This window comes from Alkalihalophilus pseudofirmus, from assembly GCF_029094545.1.
GTDB lineage: Bacteria > Bacillota > Bacilli > Bacillales > Bacillaceae_D > Alkalihalophilus > Alkalihalophilus pseudofirmus.
Genome location: NZ_CP117835.1, coordinates 3,842,000 through 3,854,715, shown reverse-complemented (window position 1 = coordinate 3,854,715; position 12,716 = coordinate 3,842,000). Strand labels below are relative to the sequence as shown.

The 12,716-nt window shown below is 42.7% G+C and carries 14 protein-coding genes; 12 read left to right on the top strand and 2 right to left on the bottom strand.

What is annotated here, in order from left to right:
• Positions 1 to 16 precede the first annotated feature (16 nt).
• The 7 genes from atpA (at position 17) to murA (ending at position 7,474) form a co-directional block, all read left to right on the top strand.
• Positions 17 to 1,525 carry a F0F1 ATP synthase subunit alpha gene (gene atpA / locus PQ478_RS20085; RefSeq protein ID WP_012960703.1) on the top strand — a complete coding sequence of 503 codons (1,509 nt, stop codon included), beginning with the start codon at positions 17 to 19 and terminating at the stop codon, positions 1,523 to 1,525.
• A gap of 127 nt (positions 1,526 to 1,652) precedes the next feature.
• Positions 1,653 to 2,522: a F0F1 ATP synthase subunit gamma gene (locus PQ478_RS20080; protein ID WP_289235369.1), complete on the top strand. Its 870-nt coding sequence runs from the start codon at positions 1,653 to 1,655 to the stop codon at positions 2,520 to 2,522.
• A gap of 68 nt (positions 2,523 to 2,590) precedes the next feature.
• Positions 2,591 to 4,003 (top strand): F0F1 ATP synthase subunit beta, encoded by a 1,413-nt coding sequence (gene atpD / locus PQ478_RS20075; RefSeq protein ID WP_289235368.1) that lies wholly within the window; start codon positions 2,591 to 2,593, stop codon positions 4,001 to 4,003.
• Between the two features lie 100 nt (positions 4,004 to 4,103).
• Entirely contained in the window at positions 4,104 to 4,505 is a 402-nt protein-coding gene (locus PQ478_RS20070; protein ID WP_075681903.1) for a F0F1 ATP synthase subunit epsilon, read from the top strand.
• A 505-nt stretch (positions 4,506 to 5,010) separates the two neighbouring features.
• Entirely contained in the window at positions 5,011 to 5,244 is a 234-nt protein-coding gene (locus PQ478_RS20065) for a DUF1146 family protein (protein WP_012960699.1), read from the top strand.
• 98 nt (positions 5,245 to 5,342) lie between these two features.
• Positions 5,343 to 6,113, top strand: a complete 771-nt coding sequence (locus PQ478_RS20060) for a YwmB family TATA-box binding protein (protein WP_075681905.1) — start codon at positions 5,343 to 5,345, stop codon at positions 6,111 to 6,113.
• A gap of 44 nt (positions 6,114 to 6,157) precedes the next feature.
• A complete protein-coding gene (gene murA, locus PQ478_RS20055) occupies positions 6,158 to 7,474 on the top strand; it encodes a UDP-N-acetylglucosamine 1-carboxyvinyltransferase (protein WP_289235367.1) in 1,317 nt (438 codons plus the stop codon).
• 462 nt (positions 7,475 to 7,936) lie between these two features.
• Here the strand turns inward: murA and PQ478_RS20050 are convergent, their stop codons facing one another.
• Positions 7,937 to 8,401 carry a hypothetical protein gene (locus PQ478_RS20050; RefSeq protein ID WP_289235366.1) on the bottom strand — a complete coding sequence of 155 codons (465 nt, stop codon included), beginning with the start codon at positions 8,399 to 8,401 and terminating at the stop codon, positions 7,937 to 7,939.
• A 138-nt stretch (positions 8,402 to 8,539) separates the two neighbouring features.
• Between PQ478_RS20050 and spoIID the strand changes: the two genes are divergently transcribed.
• Positions 8,540 to 9,562 carry a stage II sporulation protein D gene (spoIID, locus tag PQ478_RS20045; protein WP_289235365.1) on the top strand — a complete coding sequence of 341 codons (1,023 nt, stop codon included), beginning with the start codon at positions 8,540 to 8,542 and terminating at the stop codon, positions 9,560 to 9,562.
• Between the two features lie 23 nt (positions 9,563 to 9,585).
• Here spoIID and PQ478_RS20040 read toward each other — a convergent pair whose 3' ends face one another.
• Positions 9,586 to 10,245, bottom strand: coding sequence for a hypothetical protein (locus PQ478_RS20040; protein WP_289235364.1), 660 nt, complete (start codon positions 10,243 to 10,245; stop codon positions 9,586 to 9,588).
• 186 nt (positions 10,246 to 10,431) lie between these two features.
• On the opposite strand from PQ478_RS20040, the gene spoIIQ reads away from it, so the two are divergent.
• The 4 genes from spoIIQ to PQ478_RS20020 all read left to right on the top strand — a co-directional run bounded on the left by spoIIQ (position 10,432) and on the right by PQ478_RS20020 (position 12,703).
• On the top strand, positions 10,432 to 11,337 hold the full coding sequence (gene spoIIQ / locus PQ478_RS20035; protein ID WP_289235363.1) for a stage II sporulation protein SpoIIQ: 906 nt from the start codon (positions 10,432 to 10,434) through the stop codon (positions 11,335 to 11,337).
• 388 nt (positions 11,338 to 11,725) lie between these two features.
• On the top strand, positions 11,726 to 11,902 hold the full coding sequence (locus PQ478_RS20030; RefSeq protein WP_175585115.1) for a hypothetical protein: 177 nt from the start codon (positions 11,726 to 11,728) through the stop codon (positions 11,900 to 11,902).
• Positions 11,903 to 11,912: 10 nt separating this feature from the next.
• Positions 11,913 to 12,203 carry a hypothetical protein gene (locus PQ478_RS20025; RefSeq protein ID WP_289235362.1) on the top strand — a complete coding sequence of 97 codons (291 nt, stop codon included), beginning with the start codon at positions 11,913 to 11,915 and terminating at the stop codon, positions 12,201 to 12,203.
• Positions 12,204 to 12,400: 197 nt separating this feature from the next.
• A complete protein-coding gene (locus tag PQ478_RS20020) occupies positions 12,401 to 12,703 on the top strand; it encodes a DUF4212 domain-containing protein (RefSeq protein ID WP_075681917.1) in 303 nt (100 codons plus the stop codon).
• The last annotated feature ends 13 nt before the right edge of the window (positions 12,704 to 12,716 follow it).

The window sequence follows — 12,716 nt, the reverse complement described above, 5'->3', positions numbered from 1 at the left end:
GATAGGGGTGAATGATATGAGCATCAAACCAGAGGAAATTAGCTCTCTTATAAAGCAGCAGATTGAAAGCTTTCAGTCTGATGTTCAAGTTCAAGATGTAGGTACGGTTATCCGTGTTGGTGATGGTATCGCGCTTGCACATGGCCTTGAGAATGTCATGGCTGGTGAGCTTCTTGAATTCTCAAACGGGGTAATGGGGATGGCTCAGAACCTTGAGGAGAACAACATCGGGATTATCATTCTAGGACCATACACAGACATTCGTGAAGGTGACGAAGTGAAACGTACTGGTCGTATTATGGAAGTTCCTGTTGGAGAAGAATTATTAGGTCGCGTTGTGAACCCGTTAGGACAACCAATTGATGGTCTTGGTCCAATCGCAACGACAAAATCTCGTCCAATTGAAAGTCCGGCACCAGGTGTTATGGATCGTAAATCTGTACATGAGCCGCTTCAAACAGGTATTAAATCAATCGATACAATGATTCCAATCGGCCGTGGTCAACGTGAGTTAATCATCGGTGACCGTCAAACAGGTAAAACGGCAATCGCTATCGATACGATCTTAAACCAAAAAGACGAAGATATGATTTGTATCTACGTAGCAATCGGTCAAAAGGATTCTACTGTTGCAGGTGTTGTTGAAACACTTCGTCAACGTGGAGCGCTAGATTACACAATCGTTGTATCAGCAAGTGCATCTGATCCGGCACCAATGCTATTCTTAGCACCATATGCAGGCGTATCTATGGGTGAAGAATTCATGTATAACGGCAAGCACGTTCTTGTGATCTATGATGATCTTTCAAAACAAGCTTCTGCTTACCGTGAGCTTTCACTATTACTACGTCGTCCTCCAGGTCGTGAGGCATTCCCAGGGGATGTATTCTACCTACACTCTCGTTTACTTGAGCGTGCAGCGAAGCTTAGTGATGCTAAAGGCGGCGGTTCAATCACTGCATTGCCTTTCATCGAAACACAAGCAGGTGACGTATCAGCTTATATCCCAACAAACGTTATCTCAATCACAGACGGACAAATCTTCCTTCAATCTGACTTATTCTACTCAGGTATCCGTCCTGCCGTTAACGCCGGTTTATCGGTATCACGTGTAGGGGGTTCTGCACAGATTAAAGCGATGAAGAAAGTTTCAGGTACATTGCGTCTTGACCTTGCAGCGTACCGTGAGCTAGAAGCATTTGCTCAGTTTGGATCTGATCTTGATAAAGCAACTCAAGCGAAACTTAACCGTGGTCAGCGCACAGTTGAAGTTCTTAAACAAGACCTTCACAATCCGCTTCCAGTTGAGAAGCAAGTTGCAATCATCTATGCTCTTACAAAAGGCTTCATGGATGATATCCCAGTTGAAGATGTACAACGTTTTGAGTCTGAGTTCTTCACGTTCTTAGATCACAACAAAAAAGATCTTCTAGATCACATTCGCACAACTGGAAACCTTCCTGAAGATGCAGACTTTAAAGCAGCGATCGAAGAGTTCAAGAAGGGCTTTAGTGCAAGCAAGTAAGGCTAGTGGCTGGTAATTAGCAAGGGGGGGCGGCTGCGTACTTTTCTAGAGAGTATGCTTGCTGTTTGCCGCTTGCTATCTGCCAAGCAAAACACGAACCAGTTTTTGCGAAAAGGTGGTGAATCGAATGGCTTCATTACGTGATATACAGGGACGAATTACCTCGACTAAAAAGACAAAACAAATTACAAAAGCGATGCAAATGGTATCAGCGGCAAAGCTGAACCGTGCACAGCACAACGCACAGTCTTTTACTCCTTACACGGAGAAGATTCGTGAAGTTGTAGCTGCGATCGCATCATCAGGCACTGAGATAACGCATCCAATGCTTGAGGAGCGTCCTGTTAAAAAGACAGGATACATTGTGGTTACGTCTGATAAAGGGTTAGCTGGCGGATACAACTCTAGCTTAATTCGTTCTCTATTAAACACGATTAAAGAGCGTCACAACTCTCCTGATGAGTACGGAATTATCATCATGGGACGTATTGGACGTGATTTATTTAAAAAACGCGGATTGCCTATCATTCAAGAGGTAATCGGCTTACCGGATCAACCGGAATTTAATGATATTAAAAACATTGCGCGTACATCTGTTGAAATGTTTGCTGATGGGATCTTCGATGAGTTGTATGTTTGGTACAACCACTTCGTAAGTCCAATCACTCAAGATGTAACAGAAATGAAGCTCTTACCGCTTACAGATATCGGTAGTGATGAAAAAGCTGCTTCAGCTAGTGCTTCTTACGAGTACGAGCCAAATGAGCAAGCTATCCTAGAAAAACTTCTTCCACAATATGCGGAGAGCCTTATCTATGGATCACTGCTTGATGCGAAAGCGAGTGAATTCGGTGCGCGTATGACAGCGATGAGTGCGGCAACTGATAACGCATCTGCTCTAATTGAAGAGCTTACGCTTAAGTTTAACCGTGCGCGTCAAGCGGCGATCACTCAAGAAATTACAGAGATCGTCGGCGGTGCAGCAGCACTAGAATAGATATTATTTTAACTACTACAAATACCCTGAAAAAATTGGCTAGGAGCCATTAGGAGGGACGGAATACTATGAATACAGGTCACATTACTCAAGTAATGGGTCCGGTTGTTGACGTAAAGTTCAAGAGCGGACAATTACCTGAAATCAATAACGCATTAAAAGTCGTACAAGTAGGTGCAGACAAAAATGCGGTTGATGTTACAGTTACACTTGAAGTTGCATTGCACTTAGGTGATGATTCAGTTCGTACCGTTGCAATGGGTTCAACAGACGGCCTTGTACGTGGTACAGAGGCACTTGATACAGGCGCTCCAATCAGCGTTCCAGTTGGAGAAGCGACTCTTGGTCGTGTATTCAACGTACTAGGAGAAGCAATCGACTTAGGCGAGCCGGTTGCAGTTGATGTAAAGCGTGACCCAATCCACCGTGAAGCTCCTAAGTTTGAAGAGCTTTCAACAACTACTGAAATTCTTGAGACAGGAATTAAAGTAGTAGATCTTCTAGCACCTTACATTAAAGGTGGTAAAATCGGTCTATTTGGTGGTGCCGGTGTAGGTAAAACGGTTCTTATCCAAGAACTTATCAATAACATCGCTCAAGAGCACGGCGGTATCTCTGTATTCGCTGGTGTAGGTGAGCGTACTCGTGAAGGGAATGACCTTTACCACGAGATGACTGACTCTGGCGTTATCAAAAAGACTGCCATGGTATTCGGTCAAATGAATGAGCCGCCTGGTGCGCGTATGCGTGTTGCTCTTTCTGGACTTACAATGGCAGAGCACTTCCGTGACCGCGATGGTCAGGACGTACTTCTTTTCGTTGATAACATCTTCCGTTTCACACAAGCAGGTTCTGAGGTATCAGCCCTACTAGGCCGTATGCCTTCAGCCGTTGGTTACCAGCCGACACTTGCTACAGAGATGGGTCAGCTTCAAGAGCGTATCACATCGACTAAAGTTGGTTCGGTTACATCAATCCAAGCGATCTATGTACCAGCCGATGACTATACAGATCCAGCGCCAGCGACAACGTTCGCTCACTTGGATGCAACAACAAACTTAGAGCGTAAATTATCTGAGATGGGTATCTACCCTGCCGTTGATCCACTTGCATCAACATCTCGTGCACTTTCTCCTGAAATCGTTGGAGAAGAGCACTACAGTGTTGCTCGTCAAGTTCAACAAACGCTTCAAAAGTATAAAGAACTTCAAGATATCATCGCAATCCTAGGTATGGATGAGCTTTCTGAGGAAGATAAGCTTGTTGTACACCGTGCGCGTCGTATCCAGTTCTTCTTATCTCAAAACTTCCACGTAGCTGAGCAGTTCACTGGTCAGAAAGGTTCTTACGTGCCAGTTAAAGAGACAATCAAAGGATTCAAAGAAATCCTTGATGGTAAATATGATGATCTTCCTGAAGATGCATTCCGTCTTGTCGGCCGCATTGAAGAGGTTATCGAAAAAGGAAAACAAATGGCGTAATTCACGCATCGCATAAACTAAAGCGGGGGCGCAGCTAAGCTTGTTGCGCACCTGTTTATGCAAACTAACCCCGTGATGCTACTCGAGGAGGGTTTCTCACATGTCGACGATTCGTGTAAATGTAGTAACTCCTGATGGCAAAGTGTATGATGGTGATGTGGATATGGTAGTAGTTCGCACGATTGAAGGCGAACTAGGTATCTTGCCAAAACATATTCCGTTAGTTGCTCCGCTTACAGTTGGAGCAGTACGCTTGAAAAAAGGCAACTCTGAAGAACAAGTTGCGGTTAGTGGCGGTTTCGTAGAAGTTCGCCCTGATCAAGTAACGATCTTAGCTGAGGCTGCTGAATTACCATCAGCAATTGATGTCGACCGTGCGCGCGCTGCTAAAGAACGTGCAGAAAGTCGTCTCAACTCTACAAAACAAGATGCAGTAGACTTCAAACGTGCTGAGCTTGCTCTGAAGAGAGCGATCAACCGTCTAGATGTCACTGGTAAATAAGAAAGCGGGATGAGCACTCAGCTCATCCTGTTTTTTTGTGGGTGAAGTGCTTTGTTTCCAATTATTTGCTCCGGTTGTTTAATAAAATTGAAATTTCGTTTATAAAATTGTTGCTTCGTTTATTAAGTAGTTCATTTCGTTTATATAGTTCATTTTTTGAGCGTATTACTGATGTCACACTAGCTTCTTAGCTTTGCTTCTCTTCAAACCGTCACCAATTTGACTTTATTTCACGATTTCATGTGAATATTATCCATGCTATGTATCGTATGATTAGGAGGTATAGATAAAGCTGTGTCATAAGTCATGGATTAGATGACAAACATGACAAAAGATAGGTCCGTACAACTATAAAAATGATGGTAATTCGCTATAGATTTTTTTGTTAAAATCCGTTAAGATGAAAAATGGATTGCTTTGTCCTTGACTTTTATTTTTCGAAGTCAATCGACAAATTTCTACTTACAGTAACACGAGAGAAGGATTGGGACTGGGGGTTAAAACGTTGTTTGAAGGCATAGGCCAGCAAGCTTTGATCCACGTATTTGTGAATGTGATGTTTTTAGCAATCACTTGGTGGGCACTGCAAGCTTTTAAGTTTGATCTATTTGTCAAAGAACCGAATAGCCCTAAGGCAAAAGCGCTGATGATTCTTGTCACCATCGCCGTAGCCCAGTTAGTAAGTAGCTTTTTTCTTGATTATTACAATGCTTCAACGATGTTACGGTATTTGTGGTAAGGTGGCTGTTGTCGAGTAATGACTACAACTTCCATGTATGCTTTTACTCCTCAAGGTAAAAATGGTACTAATCAGCTTTATTTGGGGGAGTGAGTCTTATGGGCATGGTACGAATACTATTTTTTGGTTTCATATTTCTATTAGCAGGGTACAGTTATATGCAGGCAACAACAAGTCACGCACATAACAACAATTTACGTGAAATTGAATCCATTTTAGACTTAGCACAACAAGAAGAATTACATGTTCAAGGGTGGCAGCTGCGTATGAGAGCAGGACAAGGTCAAGTTAGCGATCTTGAGTCGTTTAAGCAGTATGTACATAATTTGAACAGCCAATTCACAGGTTGGAATGTGAGCGACGTACACATGTCTGAGACAGATTGGTCGATCGAGGCAACTCGTCCCAGCGTTTTGGGAGACAGCCAAGAAAGACTGAGTATCTATGCATACGAACAACATGGATCCTATGAAATCATCCACACTTATGAACTGAATGGAACATCAACCAAAGCGCTTGGTGAGAGAGAATTACACGAATTACTTGAAGAGAGAAAAGAATCATTTTCCCTGCAAGACTCGCCTGTTTACTCTCAAGTAAGAGCAGTACGACCGGAAGATTCTGAATATGTGCAACCTTCTCTGGGAGACCAAGCAAGAGATTTCGTAGAAAAGCTCGGTGCAACAGAGATTGAATCACTGAATGAAGAAACGTTTGTCTCGGTTTCTGCATACAATGATGTATGGACAGATGCCATCGTTACAAATGGTCACAAGATGAACCTGCAAGTTGCCTTAAGAAGCGGAGAGACAATGGGCTCCGGTACAACCGTGACAATAGGAACGCCTATTATTACGACTGAATATTGATGATATAGAAGAGACTATAATTTCTAGACGCGGAGGGGAATACGTTGGAAAAAATTATTGTCCGTGGTGGCAATAAGCTAGAAGGCACTGTTAAAGTAGAAGGTGCTAAAAATGCTGTGCTACCCGTAATTGCTGCATCGATTTTAGCTGGAAAGGGCACAAGCAAACTTTATGATGTGCCAGAGCTTGCTGATGTATACACAATGAGAGAAGTATTACGTAATTTAAATATTGATGTGGAGTATGCAAACAACACATTTACTGTAAATGCCGAGAAAACATTAAAAACAGAGGCACCATTTGAATATGTTCGCAAGATGAGAGCGTCTTTCTTAGTGATGGGGCCATTACTTGCGCGCGTAGGTAAAGCTCGTATCGCTCTTCCTGGAGGCTGTGCAATCGGATCACGTCCAATTGATCAGCATTTAAAAGGGTTTGAAGCAATGGGTGCGACAGTTGAGATCGGAAATGGTTTCATCGAAGCGCGCATTGACGGCAAGCTTCAAGGAACAAAAATCTACCTTGACTTCCCAAGTGTAGGTGCTACTGAAAACATTATGATGGCTGCGGTCCTTGCTGAAGGAACAACAATCATCGAAAACGTAGCAGAAGAGCCTGAAATCGTTTGTCTTGCGAATTATTTAAATGGTATGGGTGCAAAAGTTCGCGGAGCTGGTACTGGTATCATTCGTATCGAAGGTGTAGAAGAGCTTAACGGCGCTCAACACACAGTGATCGGCGATCGTATTGAAGCTGGTACGTTTATGGTGGCGGCTGCTATTACTGGCGGAAATGTGTTAGTTGAAGGAGCAGTAGCAGAGCATCTTCGTCCATTAATCGCGAAAATGCGTGAAATGGGAGTTGAAATCAAAGAAGAGGAAAATGGTTTACGTGTCATTGGGCCTGAAACACTAAAGGCGATTGACATTAAAACAATGCCTCATCCAGGATTCCCGACGGATATGCAGGCTCAAATGATGGCACTTCTTTTAAAAGCAAAAGGCACAAGTGTGATCACTGAGACTGTATTTGAAAACCGCTTCATGCATGTGGAAGAATTCCGCCGCATGAACTCTAACATTAAAATCGAAGGACGTTCAGCGATTATCTCAGGTCCTAACAACCTTCAAGGTGCAGAAGTAGCATCAACAGATCTTCGTGCTGGTGCAGCTCTTGTAATAGCTGGCCTTGTAGCAGATGGTATGACACGTGTAACTGAACTTAAGCACATCGACCGCGGCTATGTAGATCTTGCTGGCAAGCTACAAGCACTAGGCGCTGACGTTGAACGCGTAAAAGAGCAAGTTGAAGAAGAAACGACAACTGAAGACGCTCCATTACGTGTAAACACAAACCTTTAATCAAGAGCCCTTTTCGAAGGGCTTTTTTATTTTGCGGTTTTTGGAAATAGAGTTCAGGTGCAGCTTAGGCGCAGTGCGGGTGGAACTGGCGCAATTAACATTTAGTTCGACGCAATTCCTACATCAATACACGCAATAACCAGCTGAATCCGCGCAATTATTTTCAATGGACGCATAAGTTCTCTCAAGCAGCGCAATTCCTCAAGCAACCCGCGCAATCGCGCCTGAGATCCACACATAAACGGCTCCAAACGACGCATATCTATTCCACAACTTATCCACAGCATTGTACACAAGTGTTCTGTACCATTCACTCTATCCAACATACACTCTTTTTATTCTTATATTCTGAATATTACCGCCTTTATGCCTCTTTTTTAAAAATAAGTCATATTTTCTATAAAGGTTCTATACAAATAAGTTATCAACAACTTGTCCACAACTGTTAAAAAGAGAAGCTTCTTACTTCTCTTTATAATCCCAAAGCAGCCGCCAGTCTCCTTCTTCATTTGCAACATATACATATTGAATAAATTGAAAGTGGCCATATGTTCCGCGGTATGTTTTGGTCACGACTACTTCATAAGCTTCCATTTTTTCTGAGTCTTCATAGAGCTTCCAATTCTTTAATTTTTTCGGACGGCTCATTTCAAACTCAAACGTATCTACGCCAAAATGATTCATAAATGTATGAGGCCGATCACTTATATAGCGATCCCGTGAGAAGTGGCTTTGCATAGATGAGTGAAACAGCTCCCATGAAGAAGAGAACTTGGCTTCCTGCTCAAGAGAGTAAAAGTCATCAACTACCTTTTTCACTTGTCTTGCCTCAGACGGAATGAAGAAAAAAACGATGAGAAAGAAGAGTCCAATAATGACGATGGTTGGCAACATAAGCGGTTGAAGTGGATTTCTTCTACGCAGCATAGACGACCCTCCTTAAGATTCCTCAATTGATCCTATTCCGGCATGTACGCATTTATCACAGTAAGAAGAACTTGTTCTATTAGAGGGGCTTCCCACATAAAATGATAGAGAGATCAAAGACATAATGGAGGCTTGAATATGAAACGGTTACTCATTATCGCAACAATCCTGTGTACAGTTGTACTGATCATTCCTACAATGATGGTGCTAATCGGGGATCGATCTACGCAGACTACGACGTTAGAACCGACGAATCAAAAGCCGGCCGTCTCGAATCAAGTCACCTATGAGCCACAAGCAGATGTATCGATCCAAGTGTTTAGGAGCAGCACAGAGCAAGTGGAGGAAGTTCCCTTAGAAGAGTATGTAGTTGGGGTCGTCGCTTCTGAAATGCCTGCTACATTTGAAATGGAAGCATTAAAAGCACAAGCACTAACGGCGCGAACGTACATTTTAAGACAGATGCTTGAACCGGGAGATGTCGAGCTGCCTGGTGACGCAATGGTTACAGATACGGTGATGCATCAAGTGTATCAAGGAAAAGAGGAGTTAAAGTCTCGCTGGGGGGGCGACTTTGAGCAAAACTATGCACGAATTAAAGAGGCTGTCTTACAAACGCAAGGACAAGTACTAACATATGAAGGGGAGCCGATCACAGCTGCCTTTTTCTCAACAAGCAACGGCTTTACAGAGAACTCCGAAGATTACTGGCCAAATCCCATTCCATACTTAAGAAGTGTAGAAAGCCCATGGGACGAACGCTCTCCAGAATTCACATCAGAAAAAGTACTCACAAAAGCTGAGGTCGAGCAAAAGCTTGGAGTAAGCCTTCCGGGCGATGGGACAGTCGGCTCTATTACAGCACGTACCGATGGAGGACGTGTAGCGACAGTTAGTGTGGGAGGAAAAGAATTCAGCGGACGTGAAATTCGTGATAAATTAGAGCTTAATTCATCAGACTTTGACTGGCAGCGTCAAGGGGATCAAGTGGTCATAAAAACAAGAGGATGGGGTCATGGGGTTGGCATGAGTCAGTACGGAGCGGACGGTATGGCCAAAGAAGGAAAGAACTACGAGGAGATTGTTCATCACTACTATCAAGGGGTGAGTATCCAGTCGATGGAATCGTATGAAGCAAAGCTGACGGCGAGAGCGGAGTAATATCAACACAAATAAGAAGACCCTCAATTGGAAGGGTCTTCTTTCGAGCGTGCTTCTTTTTTGAGCCCTAACCAGTTTCCGAGGATCATCCCTGATGCAACAAAAACGAGTAGAAGGAGAGCATGAACTGCGCTTGGCTGAAGAAACTCGCCGAATACCATTAACGTTAAGAATCCTGCAAAGAAGCTGATCGTAGCACCTAGGGTTATCCCGCCAAGGTGAATCCATTTCATTATGTGCTTAAACCAGATCAAGCCGGCTATCATGAAGAAAAGGGGGATGATACCAATATATGAACTGTAAACGTAGGGAAGGAAATAAGCAACCTCCAAACTATGTCTCCCTATCATAAGAACAATGTCCACAAGCTTTAAGACGAAAATTCCAATTAACGCCCCAACCAATAACCCCCCGAGCCGTGACCAGTCTTTTGAATAAGCAGCTATGACAACAGAGCACAGGAATAAAATAAACAATCCGATTAGCGGAAAAACAGGTATTAATAAGAGAGGAAACATCAAAAATCCCAGTACAAATAATGCTTTTGAAAAAAAGTCAGCTAACGGTTCAAATAAACTAACGTGTTGAGCGAGCAGGGACCCATAATCAATTATCGTAAAGCTGGCATATAGAATGGCGAAAAAGGTTAGTACACATAAAATAAAAGCATTAAATAATTTCATACAATAACTCCTTACATCATTTCTCATAGAGTTTTAGCCTAACATTAAATGGAAGAAGGTGAAATCTTTTTTTACAAATTACGCATAATACGCATACCTTTGTCGAAAACTAATCTAAAAAATTTTTTCGGTTGAATGTATATATTTCCAGGAATCGGCTCAAACTGGTTGCTGAGGTGATGAGAAATGAGAGAAGAAGAAAATAAACGCTCTTCTAAAAATGAGGAAAATTCATTTGATCTACAAAGCTTCTTAAAGAAGCGCTGGGTAGTTCCCGCAGTCTATTTAGTCGCAGCCGCTGGTGTATTGAGTGCCGTGTTCTTTATGCAAGGTGGAGACGAATCAGCTCTACCGGGCGAAGGAGTCGAAGTGGAAGATCCGTCGCAAGAAGGTATGTATGGTGAAGAAGCAGTAGAAGTTACTGCTGCAAATGAAGTCATCAAAAAGCCAGTTGCAGAAGAAGAAGGAATTGAAGTGGTTGTCCATTATTTTGATGAGTCAGCATCTGCTGAAGAAAAAGAACTCGCTTTGGTATACTACAATAATGAATATCGTCAAAATAAAGGAATTGATTTTGGTCACGTTGAAAACGAAAGCTTTGATGTAGCTGCCGCTCTAAGTGGAACGGTTGTAAAGTCAGAGAAAGATGCACTTCTTGGATATGTTGTAGAAGTTAGTCACGATAATGGAATCGTTACGCATTACCACAGCTTAGATGGTGTGGAGCTTGAAGAAGGTCAAGTAGTAAGACAAGGTGACGTTATCGGACAAGCAGCGCGCAACTTATATAATCAAGAAGCAGGCGTACATGTTCACTTTGCGATCCGTCAAGACGGAGTTGCTGTCAATCCATCTGATGTATTTGAGCAGCCGATTGATTCAATTGGCGATGCTGTGAAAAAGCAGCAAGAAACGGCTAATGCAGAAAAGGAAGCACCAGCAGAAGGCACTGAGCCTGCAGAAGGTGAAAAAGAAGACAAGCCAGCTGATGAAAATGCAGATGCGCTTGGTGATGAAGATGAAACAGAAGCACCAGCTGAAGACGAAGACGGTGCCGAAGAGTCTGATGAAGAAGAAAATAATATTGGATAATGTTTAAGTAAACGGCTCACGCATCAAGCGTGGGTCGTTTTTTTGGTGGGTTGGGAGCTCATTCGCCTTATTCTCCACAGGGTTGCCCGATAATCTGCAAAGCCGCCCGGTCGTCCGCACATTCCCGATAGTCGTAGTTTGTCTACAAAAAATAAAAAGACATTTGTCCTCTCTCTTGACATATTTCAGAATATTTGAAATAATAATGCTTATGAAAAGACTGTTATGGAACACCGCAAGAAAATCTGCTTGGATGTTCCACTATATTTAACAAAATAATGATAACGCTTACATATGGCTCGTATTATCTGTATTAGTACTACTCGAGACTGACTATCCGGTCTGAGCAAACGACATCAAAAATATACTACCTAAAAGGAGGGCACGCATGTTATATGTATTCTTGCTCATCACGGCCTTATCGATCTTCTTTGCTTTTAAAATGAAAAAGCCGCTGATGTTATCTGTTCCATTTGCAGCGATTCTCGTGTACTTTGTCGTTCAAATCGCCATGGTGCCGCTGGGCTTTTTTGAGACCGTCCGGTTTATCTTTGATCTAAGATAGGGAGGAAGCTATGCCGAAACGAAAGAAAACGCAAGTGACACAGCTAAATGCTGAACACTGTACGAAATGTCATCAAGACTCACTCACCTATATCCAGACTGGGCAATACTTTTTCATGCTCAGTATCCTGCCTTTTATTGTGGCTATTGTCTTAACTTTTGTGGTTCATCCAATTTTTCTAGCGTTTATTCCAATTATAGCTTGGATGAATTTCAAATCTGCTAAAAAGAAAACACCTCTTAGACGCTGCACAAACTGCCACCACATCATGACCCCACAACAGCTCACACACCAAGCCTAATGAACATTTTACTCTAATAAGGAGGCGATGAAATAAGCAGTCAGTTAGTTAGTTGGAAAGGAAAAAGGTTGGGAAGTTGGTTAGGTATTAGGAAAAGATTAAAGTCTTTCCTAACCAACTAAATACTAACCACCCAGCCACCTAACCAGCCAATCACTCAACCACCCAAAAAACCAAAACCAAGGAGGCGTTAACACTTGAAGAAGATTGATAAGAAAGTAGCCGATGCCTATTTTCGCGCGAGAACGACTCTTGTCATTGTCTGTTTAATTATTGGAGGCCTTGTCTCATTTGGCGTTGTTGCCTTTGCCGAGTTCTTTGTTACTTTTAACATCATGGGAATGCCTGCTAACTACTTTATGGGGGCACAGGGAGCTGTCGTAACCTTCGTACTCTTACTTTTTGGAAACGCTATCATAAGTGATCGGATTGATAAGAAATTTGGAATCAATGAAGAAGAAAATGTTAGAGCAAGTGCAGGGAAAGCACTAGATCACTAAAAAAAGAGAAGAG

Coding starts and splice junctions, on each gene's coding strand:
- atpA (WP_012960703.1), top strand. CDS start 17: ATGAGCATCAAACCAGAGGAAATTAGCTCTCTTATAAAGCAGCAGATT.
- PQ478_RS20080 (WP_289235369.1), top strand. CDS start 1,653: ATGGCTTCATTACGTGATATACAGGGACGAATTACCTCGACTAAAAAG.
- atpD (WP_289235368.1), top strand. CDS start 2,591: ATGAATACAGGTCACATTACTCAAGTAATGGGTCCGGTTGTTGACGTA.
- PQ478_RS20070 (WP_075681903.1), top strand. CDS start 4,104: ATGTCGACGATTCGTGTAAATGTAGTAACTCCTGATGGCAAAGTGTAT.
- PQ478_RS20060 (WP_075681905.1), top strand. CDS start 5,343: ATGGGCATGGTACGAATACTATTTTTTGGTTTCATATTTCTATTAGCA.
- PQ478_RS20050 (WP_289235366.1), bottom strand. CDS start 8,401: ATGCTGCGTAGAAGAAATCCACTTCAACCGCTTATGTTGCCAACCATC.
- spoIID (WP_289235365.1), top strand. CDS start 8,540: ATGAAACGGTTACTCATTATCGCAACAATCCTGTGTACAGTTGTACTG.
- PQ478_RS20040 (WP_289235364.1), bottom strand. CDS start 10,245: ATGAAATTATTTAATGCTTTTATTTTATGTGTACTAACCTTTTTCGCC.
- spoIIQ (WP_289235363.1), top strand. CDS start 10,432: ATGAGAGAAGAAGAAAATAAACGCTCTTCTAAAAATGAGGAAAATTCA.
- PQ478_RS20030 (WP_175585115.1), top strand. CDS start 11,726: ATGTTATATGTATTCTTGCTCATCACGGCCTTATCGATCTTCTTTGCT.
- PQ478_RS20025 (WP_289235362.1), top strand. CDS start 11,913: ATGCCGAAACGAAAGAAAACGCAAGTGACACAGCTAAATGCTGAACAC.